This is a genomic window from Polaromonas sp., assembly GCF_041689105.1.
Taxonomy (GTDB): Bacteria; Pseudomonadota; Gammaproteobacteria; order Burkholderiales; family Burkholderiaceae_C; genus Polaromonas.
Genome location: NZ_JBDNGU010000183.1, coordinates 1 through 23302, shown reverse-complemented (window position 1 = coordinate 23302; position 23302 = coordinate 1). Strand labels below are relative to the sequence as shown.

16 protein-coding genes and 1 pseudogene are annotated in these 23302 nt (G+C 62.7%); 9 read left to right on the top strand and 8 right to left on the bottom strand.

The window, feature by feature from the left end:
- The 5 genes from ACESMT_RS18390 to ACESMT_RS18370 form a co-directional block, all read left to right on the top strand.
- A partial coding sequence (locus ACESMT_RS18390) for an aldolase/citrate lyase family protein (protein WP_372828042.1) occupies nucleotides 1–535 on the top strand: 535 nt, incomplete at its 5' end.
- Between the two features lie 52 nt (nucleotides 536–587).
- The gene (gene glxR / locus ACESMT_RS18385; RefSeq protein ID WP_372828041.1) at nucleotides 588–1475 is read left to right on the top strand and encodes a 2-hydroxy-3-oxopropionate reductase; all 888 of its coding nucleotides are present in this window, start codon (nucleotides 588–590) and stop codon (nucleotides 1473–1475) included.
- A gap of 344 nt (nucleotides 1476–1819) precedes the next feature.
- Entirely contained in the window at nucleotides 1820–2827 is a 1008-nt protein-coding gene (locus ACESMT_RS18380; protein ID WP_372828040.1) for a TAXI family TRAP transporter solute-binding subunit, read from the top strand.
- Between the two features lie 114 nt (nucleotides 2828–2941).
- On the top strand, nucleotides 2942–4828 hold the full coding sequence (locus ACESMT_RS18375; protein ID WP_372828039.1) for a TRAP transporter permease: 1887 nt from the start codon (nucleotides 2942–2944) through the stop codon (nucleotides 4826–4828).
- Entirely contained in the window at nucleotides 4825–5463 is a 639-nt protein-coding gene (locus ACESMT_RS18370) for a glutathione S-transferase family protein (RefSeq protein ID WP_372828038.1), read from the top strand. The genes ACESMT_RS18375 and ACESMT_RS18370 overlap by 4 nt, the downstream gene beginning before the upstream one ends.
- Before the next feature lie 197 nt (nucleotides 5464–5660).
- Here ACESMT_RS18370 and ACESMT_RS18365 read toward each other — a convergent pair whose 3' ends face one another.
- Nucleotides 5661–7211, bottom strand: a complete 1551-nt coding sequence (locus ACESMT_RS18365) for a glycine betaine ABC transporter substrate-binding protein (RefSeq protein ID WP_372828037.1) — start codon at nucleotides 7209–7211, stop codon at nucleotides 5661–5663.
- Nucleotides 7212–7220: 9 nt separating this feature from the next.
- On the opposite strand from ACESMT_RS18365, the pseudogene ACESMT_RS18360 reads away from it, so the two are divergent.
- Both ACESMT_RS18360 and ACESMT_RS18355 read left to right on the top strand, forming a co-directional pair.
- Nucleotides 7221–7577 (top strand): annotated as a pseudogene (locus ACESMT_RS18360) (glutathione binding-like protein); the annotation flags it as partial.
- Between the two features lie 270 nt (nucleotides 7578–7847).
- Entirely contained in the window at nucleotides 7848–8102 is a 255-nt protein-coding gene (locus ACESMT_RS18355) for a hypothetical protein (RefSeq protein ID WP_372828036.1), read from the top strand.
- 194 nt (nucleotides 8103–8296) lie between these two features.
- Here the strand turns inward: ACESMT_RS18355 and rpoD are convergent, their stop codons facing one another.
- From rpoD to ACESMT_RS18325, 6 genes are all read right to left on the bottom strand, one after another.
- Nucleotides 8297–10708, bottom strand: coding sequence for an RNA polymerase sigma factor RpoD (gene rpoD / locus ACESMT_RS18350; RefSeq protein WP_372828035.1), 2412 nt, complete (start codon nucleotides 10706–10708; stop codon nucleotides 8297–8299).
- Between the two features lie 319 nt (nucleotides 10709–11027).
- Nucleotides 11028–13001 carry a DNA primase gene (dnaG, locus tag ACESMT_RS18345; protein WP_372828034.1) on the bottom strand — a complete coding sequence of 658 codons (1974 nt, stop codon included), beginning with the start codon at nucleotides 12999–13001 and terminating at the stop codon, nucleotides 11028–11030.
- Nucleotides 13002–13217: 216 nt separating this feature from the next.
- The gene (locus tag ACESMT_RS18340) at nucleotides 13218–14396 is read right to left on the bottom strand and encodes an ATP-binding protein (RefSeq protein ID WP_372828033.1); all 1179 of its coding nucleotides are present in this window, start codon (nucleotides 14394–14396) and stop codon (nucleotides 13218–13220) included.
- A gap of 225 nt (nucleotides 14397–14621) precedes the next feature.
- A complete protein-coding gene (locus ACESMT_RS18335) occupies nucleotides 14622–17258 on the bottom strand; it encodes a response regulator (RefSeq protein ID WP_372828032.1) in 2637 nt (878 codons plus the stop codon).
- Nucleotides 17255–17764, bottom strand: coding sequence for a molybdopterin-dependent oxidoreductase (locus ACESMT_RS18330; protein WP_372828031.1), 510 nt, complete (start codon nucleotides 17762–17764; stop codon nucleotides 17255–17257). Before ACESMT_RS18330 ends, ACESMT_RS18335 begins: the two co-directional genes overlap by 4 nt.
- Nucleotides 17765–18090: 326 nt before the next feature.
- Complete coding sequence (locus tag ACESMT_RS18325; RefSeq protein WP_372828030.1) at nucleotides 18091–18378, bottom strand: hypothetical protein; 288 nt, start codon at nucleotides 18376–18378, stop codon at nucleotides 18091–18093.
- A 71-nt stretch (nucleotides 18379–18449) separates the two neighbouring features.
- On the opposite strand from ACESMT_RS18325, the gene ACESMT_RS18320 reads away from it, so the two are divergent.
- Together ACESMT_RS18320 and ACESMT_RS18315 are read left to right on the top strand one after the other, a co-directional pair.
- On the top strand, nucleotides 18450–20096 hold the full coding sequence (locus tag ACESMT_RS18320; protein ID WP_372828029.1) for an acyl-CoA synthetase: 1647 nt from the start codon (nucleotides 18450–18452) through the stop codon (nucleotides 20094–20096).
- Between the two features lie 32 nt (nucleotides 20097–20128).
- Nucleotides 20129–21052 (top strand): YihY/virulence factor BrkB family protein, encoded by a 924-nt coding sequence (locus ACESMT_RS18315; RefSeq protein WP_372828027.1) that lies wholly within the window; start codon nucleotides 20129–20131, stop codon nucleotides 21050–21052.
- A 58-nt stretch (nucleotides 21053–21110) separates the two neighbouring features.
- Here ACESMT_RS18315 and ACESMT_RS18310 read toward each other — a convergent pair whose 3' ends face one another.
- Entirely contained in the window at nucleotides 21111–22979 is a 1869-nt protein-coding gene (locus ACESMT_RS18310; RefSeq protein ID WP_372828026.1) for a gamma-glutamyltransferase family protein, read from the bottom strand.
- Nucleotides 22980–23302: the final 323 nt, after the last annotated feature.

Sequence of the window (23302 nt, the reverse complement as noted above, 5' to 3'; positions counted from 1 at the left end):
CAACGCGGTCGAGATCAAGCGCCTGCTCGATGCCGGTTTCTACAACTTCCTCGTACCCTTTGTCGAGAGCGTGGACGAGGCCCGAAGCGCAGTGGCCGCCACCCGTTATCCGCCCCAGGGCATACGCGGCGTGTCGGTGTCGCAGCGCAGCAACCGCTATGGCACCGTGCCCGACTACTTCAAATCGATCAACGACCACATCTGCGTGATGGTGCAGATTGAAAGCCGGGCCGGGATTGCCGCAGCACGCGACATCGCTGCACTCGACGGGGTGGACTGCATTTTTGTCGGCCCGTCTGACCTCGCGGCAGGCCTGGGGCATCTGGGCAACGCCGGTCACCCCGAAGTGCAGGCGGCCATTGCTGCCGTGTTTGCCGACGCCAAAGCCAGCGGCAAACCCACGGGCATCCTCGCGCCGGTCGAAGCCGATGCACGCCGTTACATGGCGATGGGCGCCACCTTTGTCGGTGTCGGCAGCGACCTCGGCGTGTTTCGCGGCGCCACGCAAGTCCTGCGCGACAAGTACCTTGCCTGATCACGGCCCGAAAGCCATCACCTCATTTTTCAAAAGCACAGGAGAATTTTCAATGAGCAAGCTGGGTTTTATCGGTCTGGGCATCATGGGCGCACCTATGGCCGCACACCTCATCAAGGCCGGGCACGAGGTCTTTCTGCACACCCGCAGCAAGGTACCGGCCGACCTGCTCGGCAGCCAGACGGCCGCCTGCGCCTCGGCCCAGGAGGTCGCTGAAAAGGCCGACATCATCTTCATGATGCTGCCCGACACGCCCGATGTGGCCAAGGTGCTGTTCGGCGAAAAGGGCGTTTCGTCTGGCCTGTCCAAGGGCAAGGCCGTCGTCGACATGAGCTCGATTTCGCCGATGGACACCAAGGACTTTGCGAAAAAGATCAACGCCCTCGGCTGCGACTACCTCGACGCGCCGGTGTCCGGCGGCGAAGTCGGTGCCAAGGCCGCCAGCCTGACCATCATGGTTGGCGGGCCCGAAGCAGCGTTTGAGCGCGTCAAACCGCTGTTTGAACTGATGGGAAAGAACATCACCCTGGTTGGCGGCAACGGCGACGGCCAGACCTGCAAGGTTGCCAATCAGATCATTGTGGCGCTCAACATTGCCGCCGTCGGCGAAGCGCTGCTGTTTGCCAGCAAGGCCGGCGCCGACCCGACCCGGGTGCGCCAGGCCCTGATGGGCGGCTTCGCCTCCTCGCGCATCCTTGAGGTGCACGGCGAACGCATGATCAAACGCACTTTCAACCCCGGCTTTCGCATCGGCCTGCACCAGAAGGACCTGGGCCTGGCCCTGGCCGGTGCACGCACGCTGGGCGTGGCGCTGCCGCAAACCGCCGGTGCCGCGCAATTGATGCAGGTCTGCAGCGCCAACGGCATGCAGGACCTGGACCACTCGGCGCTGGTGCGGGCGCTGGAGCTGATGGCCAACCACGAAGTGGCTAAAGTCTGAGACTGAGAGCCCCGATAAAAACGTAAGGAGACGTCATGAGCATGAACCGTCGCAAAGTTCTGGTTTCCCCGTTGGCCCTGGGGCTGAACTGCTGCCAGCCGCTGCATGCTCCTGAATAGATAGCTGCTTGCGCAATAAGTAAAAGGGCTGCGGCCATTTTTTTATGCAGACTCCGGGAAATCCCGTGTCTCTGCATGGCTGCCCGGTCTGCGCGTTATCCAGCATTGACCTTACCCGCCGATTGAATGCACACTTAGCATTGCATGTACCGCCAGAGGACTGGACTCATCGAGCAGCCGGATGACTGCTTGCATTCATGACAACAACGACACAGGAGACAAACCATGTCAATGAACCTTCCCATTTCGCGCGCGCCCCAGGCCGCGCACACTCACACTATTTCCACCGCCCCCGGCGGCCAACGCAGCAAGAAGGCGGCGCTGGTCCTGGCAGCCTTGCTGTGTGGCGCTGCAGGCGCGCAGGCGCAGCAGATCAAGCTGATGACCGGACCCCAGGGCGGCTCGTGGTACCCGCTGGGTGGCGCCATCGCCAACATGGCCAGCAAGGCCGGCGTCAATGTGCAGGTGCTGCCCGGCGCCGGCATTGCCAATGTCAAGGGTGTCAACGGCGGCAAGGCCGACATGGGTTTTGGCAACTCGATCTCCACCGTGGACGGTGTGGCCGGCCGCACACCCTTTGACACGCCCACCAAAAACGTCTGCAACATGGGCACCCTGTACCCGCAGTTTTATCAAGTGGTGGCCAATGCCGACGCCAACATCAACTCGCTTGGTGACCTCAGGGGCAAGTCGCTCGCGGTGCAGCCCAAGGGCAACACGGCCGAGTTCATCAGCCAGCAGTCGCTCGAGGTCTACGACCTGAAATACAAGGACATGTCGCGTGTGAGTTATGTGTCCTACACCGATGCGGTGTCGCTGATGAAAGACAACAACGCCCAGGCCTTCACGCTGGGGACCACGGTGCCGGCCTCGGCCATCATGGACCTCGCCTCGGCGCGCGACATCAAGCTGGTTGCGATTCCGGAAGACAAGTTCCAGGCCATGCGCAAGCTGAACCCGGGCTACACCAAGCTGATCATTCCCGCTGGCAGCTACCCCAAGCAGACGCAGGACGTGCCCACCATCGGCTACGCCACCCACATGATTGCGCGCTGCGACCTCGACGCTGACGTCGTCTACAAGGTGCTCAAGGCCATGGTCGAGAACAAGGCCGACCTCGCTGCCATTGCCAAGGCCATGGCCTCGACCACGCCCAAGATGATGGCCGAAGACATCGGCGTGCCCATGCACAAGGGCGCCATCCGTTTCTACAAGGAAGCTGGCGTTCTGTAAGTCAGCTTAGGCCCGGCGCGGCGCGTGCTGGCGGCTGCCAGCGGCGCCGCTTTTTTGCCGGCGCCCCAGGCACTCCCGCCACCTTGTGGCGCCCAACGGCGCCGGAGTTCGCCCATGATGTCGATTCCCGTGTCTGTCTCCCGCTGGCTGATCACCGTGGTTGCGGTGTTGATGTCGGTGTTCCACCTGTACGTGGCGTTTGTCGGCCCGCCCGACGCCTACGTGATGCGCGGTTCGCACATCGCCTTCGCGCTGATTCTGGCCTTTCTGGTCATGCCCGGCCGCAATGGCCAGGCCGCCAGGGTTGGCGTGACGGACCTGCTGCTGGCGCTGGCCGCTGCCACCGCAGCCCTGTACCCCAGCCTGACGCTGGACTACATCCACAACCGCATGTATTACGTCGACGATCCGCGCATCGCCGACTACATCTTTGGCGGCGCCCTGATCGTGCTCATTCTGGAAGCCACGCGGCGCGCCACCGGCTGGGCGCTGCCCATCACGGCCATCGTCTTCATGGCCTACGGGCTGACGCTGGGCCACCAGAGTGCCGGCATCATGCTGGACCAGCTCTACCTGACGACCGAGGGCATCTTCGGCATTCCGCTCTACGTCTCGGCCACCTACGTGATGCTGTTCATCCTGTTCGGCTCCTTTGTCGAGCGCAGCGGCGCTGGCCAGCTTTTCATGGACTTCGCGCTGGCCCTGGCCGGCCACACCTCGGGCGGGCCGGCCAAGGTGGCGGTGATCACCAGCAGCCTGTTTGGCACCGTTTCGGGCAGCGCCGTGGCCAACGTCATGACCACCGGCACCTTCACCATTCCGCTGATGATGCGCACCGGTTACCGCCCCGCCTTTGCCGGCGCAGTCGAGGCCGTGGCATCCACCGGAGGCCAGCTCATGCCGCCCATCATGGGCGCAGCGGCCTTTGTGATGGCCGAGTTTCTTGGTGTCTCTTATCTCACTGTGGCCGGCTTTGCCGTGCTGCCCGCGCTGCTGTATTACGTGGCGGTGTTCATGGCTGTGCATTTCGAGGCCAGGCGCATTGGCCTGGTTGGTCTGCCCAAGGCCGACCTGCCGCGCCTGAAGCAGGTGCTGCGCGAGCGCGGCCACCTGTTCCTGCCGCTGGTGGTCATTGTGGTGGTGCTGCTGGCCGGGCGCAGTGCCGCCTTCTCGGCGCTGTGCGGCATTGGCTCGGTGATTCCGACCACCTGGCTGCGCGCCAGCACACGCGGCACCTTCACCTGGCAGGCGATTGTGCAGGCGCTGGAGTCCGGCGCGCGCAACACCCTGGTGGTGGCGCTGGCCTGCGCCTGCGCTGGCATGGTGATTGGCACCATCACGCTCACCGGCCTGGGCCTGGCCTTCACTGGCGTGGTGCTGGCCCTGTCGCAGAACTCGCTGCTTCTTGCGCTCGTCCTCACCATGCTGGCAGGCATTCTGCTGGGCATGGGCCTGCCCACCACGCCGGCTTACATCGTGCAGGTGGCATTGCTGGTGCCGGCGCTGGTCAAGCTGGGCGTGCAGGTGGAGGCTGCCCACCTGTTTGTGCTGTACTTTGCCGTCTTGTCAGCCATCACGCCGCCGGTGGCCATGGCGGTGTATGCGGCCAACGGCATCTCGCGCGGCACGCTGATGGAAACCAGCTGGGCCGCCGTCAAGCTGGGGCTGACCGGCTACATCATTCCCTTCATGTTTGTGTTTTCTCCCTCACTGCTGCTGAGGGGTGATTTTTTCACCGTGAGCCTGGCCGCGCTGACTGCGACCATCGGCGTGATCTGTCTGGCCGGCGGGCTGCACCGCTACTTCTTTTTTGGCCCGGCTCGCTGGTGGGAGTGCATCATGCTCATCGTGGCGGCGCTGGTGCTCATCAAGCCGGGCTGGATGAGCGACGTCGCGGGCCTGTTGCTGATAGGCCTGATCGCTGCCAGCCAGCGCTGGCTCCGGCCTGCACCAGCAGGCGCCGCCAGGTCGGCCCCCACTTCATCCAAGGAAACCACGTGACCATCCAGCTTTATGCCTTCGACACCCCCAACGGCCGCAAGGTTAGCGTGGCTCTGGAAGAAATGGGCCTGCCCTATGAAGTGCAGGTGATTGACATCACGAAGGGCGAGCAGAACGCCCCGGCCTTTCTGAAGATCAGCCCGAACAACAAGATCCCCGCCATCGTTGACCCCGACGGCCCGGGCGGCCAACCCATCAGCGTGTTCGAGTCCGGCGCCATCCTGCACTACCTGGGCGAGAAGACCGGCAAGTTCTGGCCGCAAGACCTGCGCGCACGTGTGCCCGTGATGGAGTGGCTGATGTTCCAGATGGGCGGCTTTGGCCCCATTCCCGGCCAGGTGCACCACTTCATCGCGCTGGAGAGCGAAGCCGACCGGCGCTACGGCCTGGAGCGCTTCATGGCCGAAACGCGCCGACTCTACGGCGTGATGGACCGCCGCCTGGCCGACAACGCCTTCTTTGCAGGTGAAGCATTGTCCATCGCCGACTTTGCCATCCTCGGCTGGGCCTGGCGGCATGAGCGGCACAAGATCAATTTGGCCGACTTCCCGCACGTGCAGCGCTGGTACCAGGCACTGATGGCGCGGCCCGCCGTGGTGCGCGGTTTTGCGGTGCCACTCAAACGCGCCGCCTGATCGCTTCGCCGCCTCACCGCGTCAAGGACTGGCCGACCGCTCACCCGCAGCACTGCGGGTCCACTCCTGTTTTGATAGCTGGTAGCGCACAGCCACCAAGGGCCAGCAGCCGATTTGACTATAAGGCCTGGCCAACAAGGCAGTTTTTGGCAAGGTCTGCAGGGGCTCCGGTCCACGCGCCGATGACGATGCCGACTTCAGCGCATGCGCCGCCGTCTCAGCAGCCAGTCCACACCCTCAAACAGGGCCTCGCTCAGCAGCGCCAGCAAGGTGGCGGGCAGGGCGCCGGCCAGCAGCAACTGGCCGTCGTTCAGCGCCAGCCCCGTGACGATGCGCTCGCCGTAGCCGCCCGCACCAATGAAGGCCGCAATCGTCGCCGTGCCAATCGCAATGGCGGTCGCCGTGCGCACGCCAGCGATGATGGTCGGCAGCGCCAGTGGCAGCTCGACCAGACGCATGCGCTGGCTGGCCGTCATGCCCAGCGCCTCGCCCGCCAGCCGCAAGCCCCCGGAGACCTCACCCAGGCCTGCCACCGTGTTGCGCATGATGGGCAGCAGCGCGTACAGCATCAGCGCAATCAGCGCCGGCACGGTACCAATCACGCCCATCAATGAGATCAGCATCGCCAGCAGCGCCAGCGAAGGCACGGTCTGCAGCAGGCTGGTCGCGCCCAGCACCACGGCGCGCAGGCGCGGGTGCGGAAACACCCACACCGCCAGCGGAATGCCGATCAGCGCCGCCAGCCCGACCGAGATGAATGTCAGTGCCAGGTGCTGGCGCGTCAGCCGCGCCAGATCGGGGCCGAACAGCTTGGCCCAGAAGCCGCGTTGCGCCGGGTCTGCGCCGGTGCTCGCAGTTGCGGTGGGTGCGCCGCCGGCCTTGGCGGCCAGGTGATCGCGTGCGATGACATCAAACGCCGCGCCCTGCAGCTCGGCCCGCGCGTTCATGGCAATCATGGCCGTCTCATTGATGCTGCCTTCAAGCTTTTGCAGCGCCGCCCAGGCCTTGGGAAAGCGCTGCGGCACATCCAGCCGGTAAAGCAGCACCGCGTCATAACGCGGAAAGTAAGTCTTGTCGTCTTTCAGCACGCGCAGGCCCAGGTGGCCAATCTTCGCGTCGGTGGTGTAGATGTCGATCACGTCCACCTGCTTTTGCGCGATTGCGTCATAGGCCAGGCCGTGGTCCAGCGCCACCGGGGTTTGCGGCGCGCCATACCGCTGCGCCAGCCCGCGCCAGCCGTCCGCGCGGCCCATGAACTCGTTCGACAGGCCGAGCTTGAGGGCAGGGTGCTGAACCAGATCACTGAGCGAAGCAATGCCCAGGCGCTGCGCCGTGTCTTCACGCATGGCCAGGGCGTAGCCGTCGTTAAAACCCAACGGCACCGCCACGCCCAGGCCCAGCGGCGCCAGCGCCGCATTCATGGCCGCCGTGGTCATGGACGCATCGCCCTTGAGGATCTCCTGGCTGATGGTGCCCACGTACTCCGGGTACAGGTCAATGCTGCCCGAGCGCAACGCCGCATAAACAATCGCCGTGTTGCCCAGGCCCTGCAGCACCGAAGGCGGCGTGGGCGTGTGCGGCGCAGCCGTCTGCGCCAGCACCTGCGCCAGGATGTAGGACTCAGTGAAACGCTTGGAGCCTATGCGCAGCGTGTCGTTGGCAGGCGGCGCGGCAACGGCGAAGCTGCTGACAGCCGCCAGCAACAGGGCGATACAACATGCGGCAAAGGTGGACGGGCGGTGTGTCATGACACCAGTATCGCCGCGCTGGAGTGGCTGATGTTTCAGATGGGCGGCTTCGGCCCCATGCCCGGCCAGGTGCACCACTTCATCGCGCTGGAAAACGAAGCCGACCGTCGCTACGGCCTGGAGCGCTTCATGGCCGAGACGCGCCGCCTCTATGGCGTGATGGACCGCCGCCTGGCGGGCAACGCCTTCTTCGCCGGAGAAGGGCTGTCCATTGCCGACTTCGCCATCATCGGCTGGGCCTGGCGGCATGAGCGGCACAAGATTGACCTGGCGGATTTTCCGCAGGTGCAGCGGTGGTACCGGGGGATGATGGCGCGGCCAGGGGTGGAGCGGGGGTTTGCGGTGACGTTGAAACGCGCTACCTGACCCGTCCCCCGTGTTGCTATGAATAGTGTAGCTGCTCGCGCCCGTCGTTCAAGGGCTGGATGCCAATTTGTCTCTCAATCCTTCCGCAGCGGGTGTTGGTCCTAGAATCACAGGCAAGGGGAGGGGACATGACGCCAGAGCAAAAAGCCAGGTTCACGACAAATGCGCTACTTCAGCAGTCGTGGTTACGTGGGTTCGACGTGACCGTGGACCGGTGGCTCTTGAGCTGCCATTCCCGTCTGCCCTCCGGCCTGAATACATACAGCGCAAATGTCTAAAGAAGCCCAGGCACGTATCAAAATCAACAAGCTGCTCGAAGCGGCCGGTTGGCGCTTCTTCGACGACCCGCAGGGCAAAGCCAACATCGCGCTGGAGCCCAATGTCAAGCTCACGCAGGCTCAGGTCGATGCGATGGGCAATGACTTTGAAGCCACCAGCAAGGGTTTTATAGACTTCCTGCTGCTTGATGAAAAGGGCTTTCCGCTGGTGGTGCTGGAGGCCAAGGCAGAAGACGAGAACCCCTGATTGGCAAGGAGCAGGCCCACAGGTACCTACCTGACGCCGCACGAGGTCTTCTATGGCTTGAAAATGCAGCCATTACACTCCCATTTGTTGCACTTTGTACTTGAATCCGCCGCTTGTGACTGCATAAAAAAAGCCGCCACCCGAGTTGCACAGGTGGCGGCTCTTTGACGCGGCATCGCAGCCCCGGAACTTTTTTACAGCGTGTCGATGAAGCTGCGCAGTTTGTCCGAACGCGAAGGGTGCTTGAGCTTGCGCAGCGCCTTGGCCTCGATCTGGCGAATACGCTCACGCGTCACGTCAAACTGCTTGCCAACTTCTTCGAGCGTGTGGTCGGTCGACATCTCGATACCAAAACGCATGCGCAGCACCTTGGCTTCGCGCGGCGTCAGGCTGTCGAGAATGTCCTTGACCACATCGCGCAGGCCGGCCTGCATGGCGGCTTCGAGCGGTGCGGTGTTGGCGCTGTCCTCGATGAAGTCGCCCAGGTGCGAATCGTCGTCGTCGCCGATTGGCGTTTCCATCGAGATCGGCTCTTTGGCGATCTTCATGATCTTGCGGATCTTGTCTTCAGGAATCTCCATCTTCTCGGCCAGGATGCTGGCGTCGGGCTCAAAGCCGAACTCCTGCAAGTGCTGGCGCGACAGGCGGTTCATCTTGTTGATGGTCTCGATCATGTGCACCGGAATGCGGATGGTGCGCGCCTGGTCAGCGATCGAGCGCGTGATCGCCTGGCGAATCCACCACGTTGCATAGGTCGAGAACTTGTAGCCCCGGCGGTATTCGAACTTGTCCACGGCTTTCATCAAACCGATGTTGCCTTCCTGGATCAGATCGAGAAATTGCAGGCCGCGGTTGGTGTACTTTTTCGCAATCGAGATCACCAGGCGCAGGTTGGCCTCGATCATCTCTTTCTTGGCGTCGCGCGAGTTGGTCTCGCCTTCATTCATGCGCTTGTTGATGTCTTTCAACTGGCCCAGGGGCACGACCACGCGGGCCTGCAACTCGCCGAGCTTGGTCTGCAGTTCCTGGATGGGCGGAATGTTGCGCGCCATGATGATGGACCAAGGCTTGTTGGCCGCCACCTGCTTCTCGACCCACTTGAGGTTCAGCAGGTTGGGCGGGAAGTCCTTGACGAAGGTCTCCTGCGGCATGCCGCACTTCTCGACGATGATGCGGCGCAACTCGCGCTCTTTCTTGCGCACGTCCAGCACCTGGCCGCGCAGCAAATCGCACAGTTTTTCAATCGTCTTGGCGGTGAAGCGAACCGTCATCAGCTCGTCGCTGAGCGCCTTTTGCGCCTTCACATAGGTCGGCGTGCCCCAGCCTTCCTTGTCGTAAGTCTTGTGGACTTTCTCGAAGAGGCTGGCGATGGTGTCGATGCGGGTCAGCGCTTCTTTCTTGAGTTCTTCAAGTTTTTTGGTCAGTGCCTTGGATCCGCCCTTGCCGTCGTCGTCGTCTTCTTCATCAAACTCGTCAAAGTCTTCTTCGGCCACGTAATCGTCAGCCTCGTTGGGGTTGGAAAAACCGTCCACCACGGTAGAGATCACGATCTTGCCTTCGCGGATGTCTTCACCCAGGCGCAGGATTTCGGCAATCGTGGCCGGGCTTTCTGAGATGGCTTCCATCATGCGCATCAGGCCGCCCTCGATGCGTTTGGCGATTTCGATCTCGCCTTCACGCGTGAGCAGCTCGACCGTGCCCATCTCGCGCATGTACATGCGCACCGGGTCGGTGGTACGGCCGAACTCGCTGTCCACGGTGGACAGGGCGGCTTCGGCGGCTTCTTCAGCCTCTTCTTCGCTGGCACCTGCCGGTGCGTTGGCGGTGATCAGCAGGGTTTCGGCGTCCGGTGTCTGCTCGTAAACGGCAACGCCCAGGTCGTTCAAGGTCACGATCACGGCTTCAAGCGTTTCTGCGTCGATCAGCTTGTCGGGAAGGTGATCGGAGATCTCGCCGTGGGTCAGGTAGCCGCGGGTTTTGCCGAGCTTGATCAGCGCCTTCAGGCGTGCACGGCGCTTGGCCATGTCTTCTTCGGACAGCACGGTTTCGTCCAGGCCGAACTCCTTCATCAAGGCGCGTTCTTTCGCCTTGCTGATTTTCATGCGCAGCGGTTTGACCTTTTCTGTCGTCTCCGGCACGGGTTCGCCAACCAGGTCGTCCTCGATGTCGGACATGTCCTCGTCGCCACCTGGCTTGCTGGCGTCTTTGGGCTTGTGGCCGCGCTTGGCGCCACCGGCTTCCACGGCGGCGGCTGGGTTTTTAGGCGGGCGGCCGGGCTTCTTTTTGACAGGCACTTCGGCAACGGCCGCTACCGGGACGGCTTTCAGCGGCGCTTGTTTTTTGGCAGCAGCAGCGGCTGGTTTGGTGGAGGAGGCGGGAGACTTGGTCGGCACAGGCGGGACTTTCTTGACGGGCTTTTCGGATTTCAGGGGCGCTTTGGACGCAGCGGCTTTTTTGCCGGGAAGTGGTCTGGATATGGCGGTTTTCTGGGGTTTTTCAAGCTTGCTGCTGAAGGCAGCTTTGACCGGCTGTCGGACCGCAGGTTTGGCTGCGGCCTTGGATTTGGTCACGACTTTGGCGGACTTGCTGGGCTTTTGAGCAGGCATGGCGAACTCCCGATGTGAAAAACTTCCTTCAATCAGACTGGGTTCCCGGCACCGGCAGAGACCGGGGCGCAGGCACAAAAAATGCCCGGGGCCGGATGGCTGGGCATTCAGGGGTCTTTTCAGACCCCCAGGCAAGTTGTTTGGGCGAACATTTGGTGTGCAGTCCTTGCGGAGAAATTGCCCTTCAACCAGTGAGGTCCCGTTCTTGCGGGGGGCGGGTGCCGGAGGTGCTGCTGTCGCGCTTGCCGTAGCGGAAAATCGGATTATACCCGATTGCCTAATTTTTGGGCATCAAAAACCGGCCGAAACCAGCTTTTTTTCAGGCCGGCGCGCGGGTCTTGGTGCGGGTCATCAAGAAAGCCAGGCGCTGTCTTTTGACGGGATCTTTCAGCGTCTCCGCGCCGCCTTCGCTCAATTCTTTCTGTTCCTGATCAAGCTTGGCTTCGAGCAGCCGATCAAGAATGGCACGGGCTTCGTTCCAGTCGCATTCGATGCCTTCGGGGATCTCGGAGATCTGGTCAACAGCGTACTTTTCCTGGGCATGTTCGCGCAGGCCCTCGCGCAAGGCTGCCCAGGGCTGCGGGCCGTGCTCGTGCAACTGGCTCTCGAGCCAGACGAACAGTGGCCCGTGCGGCGCCGGTAGTTCGCACAGCAGCACATGCTCTTCCCCGCTGAGCTTGTCCCAGCTTTGCGGTTCGGTCAGCATCAGGCGCAGCACCCGGTCTTCGGGACTTGCCGACATCCGTCGTCCCGCAATTCGGCGGGCGGGGCGGTGGCTGGTTGAAGCCCCCGCACTGCGACGGGCCGAGCCGCCATAATCGGGCAGCGAGGCGGCATAGGCGCCTTCATCGTGCAGGTCGGCAAAGTTGCCGGAAAACTCTTCAAAATGCGCCGCAGCGCCCGAAATTTCAGGTGGTTTAGGGCGCTGGCCCTTGCCAGACGGTCGTGAGTTGCTATTTTTTTTGTAGCCCCCCGTGGCAGGCTGCCAGATCTGCAGCAGCTCGCGGCTGTCGATCAGCACCTGGTCGGCGATCTCTGCCAGCAACTGGCGTTTGAGTGTGCCGTCGGGCAACAGGCTCCACAGCGGCCGCGCGTTGCTGGCCATGTGGGCGCGGCCCTCGGCGGTGTCGAGCTCGCACCCCTCGGCAGCGGCTTCGAGCATGAACTTGCTCAGTGGCACCGCCTTGGCGACTGCGGCGGCAAAACCTTCCGTGCCGTGCTCGCGGATAAAGCTGTCGGGGTCGTGCTCCTGCGGCAAAAACAAAAACTTGACACTGCGCACGTCGCTGGCAAAGGGCAGGGCGGCGTCCAGCGCCTTGCGCGCGGCGCGGCGGCCGGCGCCGTCGCCGTCAAAGCTGAAGACCACCGCGTCGGTGAAGCGGAAGAGCTTTTGCACATGGTCGGCGGTGCAGGCCGTGCCCAGGGTGGCCACCGCATTGGCAAAACCGAGCTGGGCCAGCGCCACCACGTCCATGTAGCCCTCGGTAACCAGCGCGTAGCCGTGTTCGCGCAACGCGGTGCGCGCCTCGAACAGGCCATAGAGCTCGCGGCCCTTGCTGAAGACCGGGGTTTCGGGGGAGTTGAGGTACTTGGGCTTTTCGTCGCTCAGCACGCGTCCGCCAAAACCGATGCATTCGCCCTTGACATTGCGGATCGGGAACATCACGCGGTCGCGGAAGCGGTCGTAACGCTTGGCTTCGCCTTGCGCGTTTTCTTCGCCCGGCTCGCCGGCAATGACGAGCCCGCTTTCGACCAGCAACGGGTCGTTGTAGTCCGGGAAGACGCTGGCCAGCGCGCGCCAGCCCTCGGGCGCGTAGCCCAGCCCGAAGGTTTTTGCGATCTCGCCCGACAGGCCGCGGCCCTTGAAGTAGTCGATGGCGCGCGGTGAGCTGCGCAAATGCTTGATGTAGGCGACGCCGGCTTTTTCCAGCACGCTGGTCAGGGTCGCCTGCTGCTCGCGGGCCTGGGCGGCGCGGGCGCGCTCCTGCGGCGAGACATCGTCTTCGGGCACCTGCAGGCCGCACTGCTGGGCCAGATCGTGGACTGCCTCGACAAAACTCATGCCGCCATGGTCCATCAAAAAGCTGATGGCGTTGCCGTTTTTGCCACAGCCAAAGCAGTGGTAGAACTGCTTGGACGGGCTGACGCTGAAAGAGGGCGATTTTTCGCCGTGGAAGGGGCACAGGCCCATGAAATTGGCGCCGCCCTTTTTGAGTTGCACGTAACGCCCGACGATGTCCACCACGTCGGCGCGCGCCAAAAGCTCCTGAATGAATGTTGAAGGAATGGCCACAGCTGTATTGTGCCTCCACGCTTGTCTCCGCGTGTACTTCGCTGCCCCTCTCTCGGGCATTCATTCCCTCGAAACAGGTGCTGGCCGCAGGGCTTTTAACGTGAAATTCGCGAAGCGACGCTGCTCACCCTCGCCCACTTGTGGGAGAGGGCCGGGGTGAGGGTACTGGCATGGCGCATTAATTTCATCATTTGGGTTGGCGTGTCGCCATGCCAGTTAGCCCGTTTTCAGGAACCTGTCGCCCAGCGTGAAATAGAAAGTGGCACCGCGCCCCGGGGCGGACTCGGCCCAGATTCTGCCGTCGTGGCGCATGACAATTCTTTGCACGGTGGCCAGGCCAATGCCGGTGCCAGCAAATTCGGCCGCTGTGTGCAGCCGCTGGAAAGCGCCAAAAAGCTTCTCCGAATAGGCCATGTCAAAGCCCGCACCGTTGTCCCGTACGAAGTAAACCGTTTCGCCGGCGCTGGCTTTTTCATGGCCAAACATGATCTCGGAGCGGGCCTGCTTTGCGCTGAACTTCCAGGCATTGCCCAGCAGATTGTCAAGGACCTGCTGCAGCAGGCGCGGGTCACCCTCGACCACCAGCTCCGGCTGGATATCTATCTGCGCCACCCTGCCGGGTTCGCGCTCCCGGTAACCGTTGAGTATCGTTTGGGCCAGGGCGCTCAGATCCACCCTATCCCGGCGCAGGTCGGTCCGCGAGAGCTGGGCCAGCGACAACAAGGCGTCAATCAACTCACCCATCTGCAGGGCCCCGGCACGGATGCGGGCAAGGTAGTGCGTGCTGCGCTCACTGGCCGCGCCAGCACCGATTTCCTTGCCGAGCAGGGTGCTGAATCCGTTGATCGCGCTCAGCGGGGTGCGCAGGTCGTGCGACATCGAGTACGAAAAAGCCACCAGCTCCTGGTTGGCTGCCTGCAACTGCGCCGTGCGCTGCTCCACCAGGCTTTCCAACTGCTCGTTGTGGAGCAGTACCTGGCGTTGAAGGTAAAAAAGGTCGACGAACACCCGCACCTTGGTGCGCAGGATGTCGGGAATAATCGGCGAGTAGATGATATCCACCGCGCCCAGCGCGTAGCCACTGAAGCGATCGGCCTCCGAGTTTGCCTCGGCGGTGACGAAGATGATCGGCGTGTACTCCGAACGCGGGCGGCTGCGGATCAGCGTGGCGGTCTCGAAGCCGTCCATTACCGGCATCCTGACGTCGAGCAGGATCACGGCAAAATCCCGTTTGAGGAGATGGCGCAGGGCCTGCTCGCCCGAGGTTGCCGTCACGATCTCCAGATCCATGCCCGAGACGATGCCGCCCAGCGCCACCAGCTTGGCCGGCGTGTCGTCCACGATCAGCACAACAGCGCGCTCGCCCACCGGGACCTCGATCTTGGGTACATCCATCATTCGTCTCCCTGTTCGCGACTCATTTCAGACCTAATTCTATAAGATGCGGCCCGATTTCTTCTGGTTTGAGCACGGTCGCGTTCAAATCTTCATCGCACTGTCCGGTACAGCTTTGCCGCCAGGCCCACCGCTTCGTACCGATCTTCGCAGAGCGTAGCGTGGAGCGATTCGGCACTCCCGAGCCCGATAGCCTTGATCGCCTCTGGATCAGTGAGCTGCACGTTATTGGCACAGCCAAACCCGCAGGAGCGAAAGAAGCTGGTCGGTATCCACCGGCTTGCCAACGTAGCCGGAGGCGCCGGCCGCTATGCATTTCTCGCGGTCGCCCGTCATGGCGTTGGCGGTGAGCGCGATGATTGGCAGGGACTCGAACTGCTGCATCTGGCGGATCTGGCGCATGGCCTCATAGCCGTCCATCGCCGGCATCATGATGTCCATCAGCACGATGGCCACGCCCGGGTTCTTGCCGAGCTCTTCGAGGGCGGAGCTGCCACTCTCGGCGACGATCACTGCCATCTCGTGGCGTTCCAGTAGCGCGGTGAGGGCGAAGATGTTGCGCACGTCGTCGTCCACTACCAGCACCTTCTTGCCGGCCAGGCTGCTGCCGATGCGCGTGTCGTCCTCGACGATGAGCGGCGTGCGCTCCGCCGGCTTGATTGCCGTCCGGTCGTCGAGGGCGGCGGGAGGGCCGCTGGTTGTTTCTTGGGGCATGCTTGCTTGCGGTGCCTCCCGGGCCGCGGGATTGGGCCTGGTTACCTTTGGAGCGAGGGATTCCCCGTCCCGCTCCAGGCGCTCGCCGCTGCCGTGGGCTACTCTCGGCATGCTCCGACCGTCCTGCCCGGATTCGGGCGCGCGCAGCGGCAGGTACAGGACGAAGGTGCTGCCCTGGCCAGGCGAGCTCATCGCCAGCTGCAACTCGCCGCCGAGCAGCCGTGCGAGCTCGCGCGAGATAGACAGCCCCAGGCCGGTGCCACCGTACTTCCTGGCGGTGCCAGTGTCGGCCTGCTGGAACGCCTCAAATATGATCTTCTGCTTCGTCGCAGGCAAGCCGATGCCGCTGTCGGTGACAAAGAAGCCGAGCACCGTCAGAGCTCGGTTGAGCCCGTCATGATCTACGCTCCAACCCGACTCGACCGGTGTTACGCGCACCGAGACCTGACCCTTCTGGGTGAACTTGAACGCGTTGGAGAGCAGGTTCTTCAGCACCTGCTGCAGGCGCTGTGAGTCGGTGTAGAGGGACGGCGGCAGGCTGGGTACGATTTCCACGTCGAAGGCCAGGCTGCGGCTTCGCGCCACATGGCGGAAGGCCCGTTCGAGCTGTTCGCCGACGTTGGCGAACGACACGTCCTGACGGTCCAGTGTCACAGTGCCAGACTCGATCTTGGACAGGTCGAGGATATCGCTGATGAGCGCCAGCAGATCCTTGCCCGCCACCTGGATGGTCTTGGCGTATTCAATCTGCTGCCCGCTCATGTTGTGCTCGGCGTTCTCGGTGAGCAGCTGCGCAAGGATGAGCAGGCTGTTGAGCGGCGTGCGCAACTCGTGCGACATGCTGGAGAGGAACTCCGACTTGTACTTGGAGGCGAGAGCCAACTGCTCGGCGCGCTCCTCCAGCTTCAGCTTGGAGGCCTCGACCTCGACCCTCTGTTCTGCCAGCAGCTCGTTCTTTTCTTCCAGCTCCTCGTTGCTCTGGCGCAGTTCTTCTTGTTGGCTATGCAGCGCCTGCACCCGCTCTTCGAGGCTGACATTAAGACGCAGGATTTCGTCTTGCTGCTGCTTGCGCTCGGTGATGTTGCGGATAAAGGAGCTGAACTCATGCTTGTTGGCTATTTTGAGTGGATTGATTGATAGCTCAATCGGAAACTCGTGTCCGTCGCGATGCTGGGCCACAATCTCAACTCGTCTATTCAGGACTGGCCCCACGCCGGTGGCCAGGAAATGTGTCATGCCGCGAATATGCGCCTCGCGATACTGCGGCGGGATGATTGTGCTGTACAGCATCTGCCCAATGGCTTCTTCTCGCTTCCAGCCGAATATTTCTTCTGCCTGAGTATTCCAGCGGGTGATGATGCCCGTTGAATCCATCTGCACCACGGCATCCAGCGCGGTATTGATGGTGGCAGACAGGGTTGCCTCGCTGTCGCGAAGCTGGTCCGTGCTCTGGCGCAGTTCTTCCTTTTGGGCCTGGAGGTTTCGATTGCTGCTGCCCAGCGCCCGAAACTGTCGCAAAAGCAGTACCGCAAAACTCAGCGTCAAAAAAATTTGAAAGACGGTCAGCCCGATGCTGACCATGTTTTGCTCACGCACGGTCTGGTTGCGCGCCGAAATCTGGTTGGCGTTCAGTTCGTTGCTCATCAGCGACAAGGCGTGAATGGGCTCGCTCAGCACTTCGATTTGCTTCAGCAGTGCTTGCAGCGCGTCAGGACGCAAGGGTTCGCCAGCGTTTGCTGACAGGTACGGGTCGGCTGCTGTAATCAATTGCTGGATTTTCTCCAGCGTCTGCAAGTGCTCAGGCTGGGTGGGCAGAAGACCCTGGGTGCGCCCGGGTTGGACCAGGGGCAGGCGACTTACAAAAATCTCGTAGCGTTCGCTGAGTACATCCAGTTGGATATGGTCTGGGTCGCGGTTGGCATCACGCAGCAAATCGCGTACCTGCAGGTATTCGGATTCCAGTTGAAAATACGCCCAGAGGGTGTTGTCGCCTTTATCGATAAGCTGCGCGTTGATGTACGTCAGCTTGAACCATTGCACCCCGCCAATGGCTATAAACACAAGCAGCAGCGAGGCACCCGCCCAACGGACCAAGCGGTTAGACCGCTGCTCGGGGCTGCGGATAGCGTTGGGCGCCGATGCGGTCACTTGACGGACAGGGTTCTCAACTGCCAGGCGGAACGGCCGTAGTAGCGCTCCACCTGCAGCTCCGGGTGCGCACTGAACGGATAGATGATGAACAGCGGGCCCTTGTTACGCACGGGCATGGGTTTGCCGTCCATCAGGCGCGCCACGATCACGTCGTAGTTGCTGGCGTCTTCGGCCGGGATGGTGGTTTTGTAGTCGTTCAAGGCGGCGGCGGTCAGGACGGTGCCTTTCGCGCCAGCGGCGGCGAGCACATCACGCAGCAGCGGGCCGGTCATTTTTATTTCGGTTGGATACCAGGGTGTTTTGGTGATGAGGCTGTGCTGGGGCAGGGCGGCCAGCATGTCCATGTCGAAATCGGCTGTGGCACCCGCGTTTTTAAATTCAACCTTGCCGGAGATTGTCAAAATGACTTTGCCCTTGGGCTTGTCCAGTGCGAAGGCGGCACTGGTAGCCCCTAGCATGCACAAAGCGATACACGCCAAGCGTCGTGATTTGGAGATTGTCATAAGGAGATCTTTTAAAAGAGTGAAATTTATCACATGGCGCCGGTTTTCCGTAGGGCGCCATGTGCGGGGTAGGAGCCGTTACACACTTATCTCGCAACTGCTTATTTCTGCGCCGGAACCAGCACGCCCTCCCGGCTATAGCCTGCCATCAGTAACTCTGCCGGCCCGAGCGCCTCGTGGCGGGTCGGGGTGAACGGTGGCTCGTACAGCTTGATCAGGCCCCGATGCTCGGGTACTTTTTTTAGCGCGTCGCGGATGGTGCTGCGCGGTTCTGCCCGCCAGGTTGATTGCCTAGGCCAGGATGTGCATCAAGCCGTCGGCATCCGTCAGCTTCTTGTATTACTTGATGAGCCTTCACCGTCGCACAGGTCCCGCGTGGCGTTTTTTATATAGGGACCGCTGGCGATACCGTTGAGGCGCTCGTTGGCCATTTCAACCAACCATGGCTGGCGTGCAGCAACCTGCAAGACCTGCGACAGGAGATTGGAATCCGCCAATTGGAGTGCGGCTTTCGGGCTTTGCGCCGCGAAACAGGCGAGCAGGCCAAGTACCGCCCGCAGCGCAAGCAGCACCAGTAAAACCCGATGGGGACAAAGCCCCAGCCAACGCAGCATCCCAGTTAGACCGCACCAAATTCTGCCGCTACCATCGCCACATCTAACCCTGAAAACCGGAGACACCTGACATGCCCAGCATTTTTGACCAGGACCTGCCCCGCAACGAAGCCAACCACGCGGCGCTGTCGCCGCTGTCTTTCATCGAGCGCACCGCCGAGGTCTACCCGGACCGGCTCGCGGTGGTGCATGGCGACCTGCGCCGCAGCTGGTCCGAGGTTTTCACCCGGTGCCGCCAACTCGCCAGCGCGCTGCAGCAGCGCGGCGTCGGCAAGGGCGACACGGTGGCGGTGATGCTGCCCAACACGCCGCCCATGGTCGAAGCCCACTTCGGGATTCCGGCGACGGGCGCGGTGCTCAATGCGCTGAACACACGGCTGGACGCCGAAACCCTGGCCTTCATGCTGGACCACGGCGAGGCCAAGGTCGTGATCGTGGACCCGGAGTTCGCGGGTGTCATGCAGCAGGCGATTGCGCTGCGCAAGTCGGTCACCCCGCTGCTCGTCATCGACGTGGAAGACACGATGTACGCCGGCAAGGTGGAGCGCATCGGCAGTATCGGTTACGACGAATTCCTGGCCGGCGGCGATGCCGCCTATGCCTGGCACCTGCCGGGCGACGAGTGGGACGCGATTTCACTGAACTACACCAGCGGCACCACCGGCAACCCCAAGGGTGTGGTCTACCACCACCGCGGCGCGGCGCTCAACGCGGTGTCCAACATCCTCGAGTGGGACCTGCCCAAACACCCGGTGTACTTGTGGACGCTGCCGATGTTTCATTGCAATGGCTGGTGTTTTCCGTGGACGGTGGCGGCGCGCGCCGGTGTCAATGTCTGCCTGCGCAAGGTCGAGGTCGGCGCAATTTTCGACGCGATCCGCGATCATGGCGTCACCCATTACTGCGGCGCGCCGATTGTGCACGGGATGTTGGTTAACGCGCCCGACGAAATGAAGGCGGGCCTGCCTCAAGGCGTGAAGGCCATGGTGGCTGGCGCCGCGCCACCGGCATCGATGATCGAGGGCATGGAGGCGCTGGGCTTTGACCTGACCCATGTTTACGGCCTGACTGAGGTCTATGGACCGGCGACGGTGTGCGCCGTGCAGGACGGCTGGGAGGCGCTGGAGATCGGCGAACGCGCCCGCCTGAACGCGCGTCAGGGCGTGCGCTACCACCTGCAGCGCGCCGCGTGCGTGATCAATCCCGAAACCATGCAGCCGGTGCCCCAAGACGGCGAAACCATGGGCGAGATCATGTTTCGCGGCAACATCGCGATGAAGGGCTACCTGAAAAATCCGAAGGCGACCGAAGAGGCGTTTGCCGGTGGCTGGTTTCACACGGGTGACCTCGCCGTGATGTACCCGGACGGCTACATCAAGATCAAGGACCGCAGCAAGGACATCATCATCTCGGGCGGCGAGAACATCTCTTCCATCGAGGTCGAGGACGTGTTGTACCGCCACCCTGACGTGCTGGCCGCAGCGGTGGTCGCCAGGCCCGATGCCAGGTGGGGCGAGACGCCCTGCGCCTTTGTCGAGCTCAAGGCTGGCGCGACCACGACGGCGCAGGACATCGTCGCGCACTGCAAAAAACACCTGGCCGGTTTCAAGGTACCGCGTGCGGTGGTGTTTGGCGAGCTGCCCAAGACGAGCACTGGCAAGATCCAGAAGTTTGAGCTGCGCAAGCAGGCCGGCTCGGCGGTGGCTATCGACGTCTGAACCCGCCTTCCTTCTTTCCTTTTACCCGGCCCATGCAGATCCTCAGCCACCAGGCGGCCCACGTGCTGGCCAATCCCGCAGCCTTTGCCTGGCGGGTGCTCAAGGGTTTTCGCGCCAACCAGGGCCTGCTGTTGGCCGGGGCGGTGGCTTATTACGCCTTGCTGTCGATTGTTCCGCTGTTGATTCTGGCGGTGATTGCGCTGTCGCATGTGATCAACCAGGCCGAGCTGCTGCAAACGCTGGGCCGCTACCTGGAGTGGCTGATGCCGGTGCAGTCGCGCGCGGTAGTGGCCGAACTCGCGACCTTTCTTGAGCACCGCGACGTGATCGGCTGGGTGCTGCTCGCCACCATGCTGTTTTTCAGCTCGCTGGCCTTCACCGTGCTGGAAAACGCCATGTCGGTGATTTTTTTGCACCGCATTGCCGTGCGGCGCCGGCGCTTTATCGTCTCCGCCTTGCTGCCGTATTGCTACATCATCAGCCTGGGCGCGGGTCTGCTGGTGATGACGCTGGTTTCGGGCGGGCTGCGCGCCATGGGCGAGGAGAGCGTAGATGTGCTGGGGCGCGAATGGTCGCTCAGTGGCGTCTCGGGCCTGCTGCTCTACCTGCTGGGGCTGGCCGGCGAAGTCTTTTTGCTGACCTCGGTCTACATGGTCATGCCGGTCGGCAAGCTGTCGTGGCGACACGCGCTGATCGGCGGGGTGACGGCGGCGCTGCTGTGGGAGGTGACGCGGCATCTGCTGGTCTGGTACTTCAGCACGCTGTCGCAGGTCAATGTGGTCTATGGCTCGCTAACCACCGCCATCGTGGTGCTGCTGAGCCTGGAGATCGCGGCGACCCTGCTGCTGCTGGGCGCGCAGGTGATCTCGGAATACGAACGCATCGACAAGCCGCCTGAGCTGCCGCCGGTCAATCCGCTGCAGGTGGAAGAAGTCGGCCCTGCGCTACGAGATTGATAGCGACTCGCGCCCGTCGGACAAGGGCTGCAGGCCGATTTGATGCATAACTAACGCCTCAGTCCCCCATCACCACACCTTCACGGCGCGGATCGGCGCCGCCCAGCAGCACCGGCGCGCCATGCGCCTGGCCACGTGCGATGGCCTGCAGGCCGCTGGTCATGGTCATCTCGCGCACTTCGGCGCCACGGGCTTTCAGGGCTTCCACGGTGGCTGGCGCAAACCGCTTTTCTTCCAGCAGCGTCGGGCCGTTGAGCGAGGCGAAGTTGGGCAGGTTGATGGCCTGCTGCGGCATCAGGCCCCAGTTCAAAACGCCGTACAGCGTTTTGGCGGTGTAGTGAATGATCAGCGCGCCGCCGGGGCTGCCGCCGCTCATCACCAGCTGGCCCGTGGCTTTGTCAAAGACCAGGGTGGGTGCCATGGACGAGCGCGGGCGTTTGCCGGGCTGGACGCGGTTGGCCACCGGTGCGCCACTGGCATCGGTCGGTGCGTAACTGAAGTCGGTCAACTCGTTGTTCAGCAAAAAGCCCCGGACCATCTGGCGTGAGCCAAAAGCGTCTTCAATGGTCGTGGTCATCGCCACCGCATTGCCGTAGGCGTCCACGATGCTGATGTGCGAGGTGCCGTATTCAGGCTGCGCAGGCATGGGTGCGTAGGCCACCTTCACAGCGCCGGGAACGCCGGGTTTTGCTGTTTTCATGCTTTGCCCGCCGGGCTGGGTGGCAATCAGTTTGGCGCGTTCGGCCAGGTAGGCTGGCGCCAGCAGGCTCATCCAGCTGCCGCCGGGCGGCTGCACAAAGTCGGGGTCCCCGAGGTACAGCGCACGATCGGCGAAGGCCAGGCGCGAGGCCTCTGTGTAGAGGTGCAGCCAGTCGGCCGAGGGCGCGGCGCCCACCGTGCCGGGTGTGCCACCCATGCCGGTGCCCAGCGCCAGTGTGGCCGCATTGGTGTTGTTCAGAATGCCGAGAATCTGCCCGATGGCAATTGCGCCCGAGCTGGGGGGTGGCATGCCGCAGATGCGGTAGTCCCTGGCCTGGGCCCGGTAGTCATGGCAGATCGGATCGCGTTTTTTGGCTTGGTAACCCGCCATGTCGGCCAGGCTCAATTTGCCGGGGTTGGTCGGGTGTTGCTGCACCTTGTTGACAATGGCCTGGGCCACGTCGCCTTCGAGCAGCGCTTTGGATCCACCCGCCGCAATCTTTTTCAGCACATCAGCCAGCGGCTGGTTGCGCAGCAGCGCACCTGCAGCCAGCGGTTCACCATTGACCGGGTAGAAATACGCGGCCGCCACCGGGTCTTTTTTCAGGTGTTGCTCGGTTTTGAGCAGGGCGGCCAGACGCGCGCTGACCTTGAAACCGTTTTCGGCCAGCGTGATGGCCGGCACAAACAGTTGCGCCCAGGGCAGCTTGCCGTGTTGCTTGTGCGCCATCTCCAGCATGCGCACGGTGCCTGGCACACCGACGGAGCGGCCGCCGATCACGCCGTCGATGAACGCCAGCGGTTTGCCGTCGGCGCCGAGAAACAGTTTTTCATCGGCGGCGGCCGGTGCGGTTTCGCGGCCGTCAAAGGCCTCGACCGTGCTGCCGCTGGCGTGCAGCAAAAAGGCGCCGCCGCCTATGCCGCTGGATTGCGGCTCGACCAGCGTGAGCACCATTTGCACGGCAATCGCCGCGTCAATCGCCGAGCCGCCCGCCTTGAGCACCTGGTAACCGGCGTCGGTAGCCAGCGGGTTCGCCGCAGCGACGGCAAATTTGGAGGTCGCCCAGCCCGGTTTTTCGGTGTAACCGGAAGCGCCTTCGGGCTGCTGTGGCACGTTGTAGGCAAAAGGTGGCGCCGAGACGCAGCCCGCCAGCAGCAGGCTGCCAAGCAGTGCGGCGACAAGAAAGGGGCCAACAGCGCGCAGGCGCGCAGAGGGGTTGTTTTTCATGGCTTCTCCTGGGTGGGTGAGCGGCCATGGTAAACCCAAGCCCCACAGGGTGCAGCGCGCGCTTGCCCGGCCCGGCGGCTGATTTTTGTAAGTAGCTGAAAAAAAGCCGACCCAATTTTTATGACGTCGAATCGGCCTTCAGCCCAGGCGGGAAATGCGCAGGCAGCTATCAATCCGATAGCGGGCTCAGAGATCGAGAGTTTTTCGGAAACCAACGGGGCTGGCGGCTGGGCCGAAGGTTTTGGCGATTTCATCGACACGTCGATGTGCCAAGGGGTAAATGCGTTTGATCGACGCTGAATCCGTTCTGGCGGAGCCCATTT

What these genes read in the sequence shown, in the direction of transcription:
- glxR (WP_372828041.1), top strand. Translation starts at nt 588, where the DNA reads ATGAGCAAGCTGGGTTTTATCGGTCTGGGCATCATGGGCGCACCTATG.
- ACESMT_RS18365 (WP_372828037.1), bottom strand. Translation starts at nt 7,211, where the DNA reads ATGACACACCGCCCGTCCACCTTTGCCGCATGTTGTATCGCCCTGTTG.
- ACESMT_RS18330 (WP_372828031.1), bottom strand. Translation starts at nt 17,764, where the DNA reads ATGACAATCTCCAAATCACGACGCTTGGCGTGTATCGCTTTGTGCATG.
- ACESMT_RS18315 (WP_372828027.1), top strand. Translation starts at nt 20,129, where the DNA reads ATGCAGATCCTCAGCCACCAGGCGGCCCACGTGCTGGCCAATCCCGCA.
- ACESMT_RS18340 (WP_372828033.1), bottom strand. Translation starts at nt 14,396, where the DNA reads ATGGATGTACCCAAGATCGAGGTCCCGGTGGGCGAGCGCGCTGTTGTG.
- ACESMT_RS18310 (WP_372828026.1), bottom strand. Translation starts at nt 22,979, where the DNA reads ATGAAAAACAACCCCTCTGCGCGCCTGCGCGCTGTTGGCCCCTTTCTT.
- ACESMT_RS18355 (WP_372828036.1), top strand. Translation starts at nt 7,848, where the DNA reads ATGTCTAAAGAAGCCCAGGCACGTATCAAAATCAACAAGCTGCTCGAA.
- ACESMT_RS18320 (WP_372828029.1), top strand. Translation starts at nt 18,450, where the DNA reads ATGCCCAGCATTTTTGACCAGGACCTGCCCCGCAACGAAGCCAACCAC.
- ACESMT_RS18380 (WP_372828040.1), top strand. Translation starts at nt 1,820, where the DNA reads ATGTCAATGAACCTTCCCATTTCGCGCGCGCCCCAGGCCGCGCACACT.
- ACESMT_RS18325 (WP_372828030.1), bottom strand. Translation starts at nt 18,378, where the DNA reads ATGCTGCGTTGGCTGGGGCTTTGTCCCCATCGGGTTTTACTGGTGCTG.
- ACESMT_RS18375 (WP_372828039.1), top strand. Translation starts at nt 2,942, where the DNA reads ATGATGTCGATTCCCGTGTCTGTCTCCCGCTGGCTGATCACCGTGGTT.
- rpoD (WP_372828035.1), bottom strand. Translation starts at nt 10,708, where the DNA reads ATGCCTGCTCAAAAGCCCAGCAAGTCCGCCAAAGTCGTGACCAAATCC.